Source organism: Shewanella algicola (assembly GCF_014648035.1).
Lineage (GTDB): Bacteria > Pseudomonadota > Gammaproteobacteria > Enterobacterales > Shewanellaceae > Shewanella > Shewanella algicola.
The window spans coordinates 1-527 of record NZ_BMQI01000173.1; the positions used below are offsets into that span (position 1 = coordinate 1).

1 protein-coding gene is annotated in these 527 nt (G+C 52.8%); it reads left to right on the top strand.

The features are described from left to right. The coding region (locus IEY42_RS22285) for a transposase (RefSeq protein ID WP_188927344.1) at window positions 1–395 on the top strand (395 nt) is incomplete at its 5' end. Between the last annotated feature and the right edge of the window lie 132 nt (window positions 396–527).

Here is a 527-nt window from a genome sequence, read left to right on the forward strand (position 1 = left end):
CCGCGGCCAACGAGCATGACCTCAATCAGCTGGGTAATCTGCTGCATGGAGAGGAGCAATTTGTCTCAGCCGATGCCGGCTACCAAGGAGCGCCACAGCGCGAGGAGCTGGCCGAGGTGGATGTGGACTGGCTGATCGCCGAGCGTCCCGGCAAGGTAAAAACCTTGAAGCAGCATCCGCGCAAGAACAAAACGGCCATCAACATCGAATACATGAAAGCCAGCATCCGTGCCAGGGTGGAGCACCCGTTTCGCATCATCAAGCGGCAGTTCGGCTTCGTGAAAGCCAGATACAAGGGGCTGCTGAAAAACGATAACCAACTGGCGATGTTATTCACCCTGGCCAACCTGTTTCGGGTGGACCAAATGATACGTCAGTGGGAGAGATCTCAGTAAAAACCGGAAATAACGCCAGAAATGGTGGAAAAAATAGCCTAAATAGGCTGATTCGATGTGTTTGCGGGAAAAAAATCGGCCCAGATCCGCGAAATTTTAATCAGCGAGTCAGCTTGGGAAGAAATGACCTGC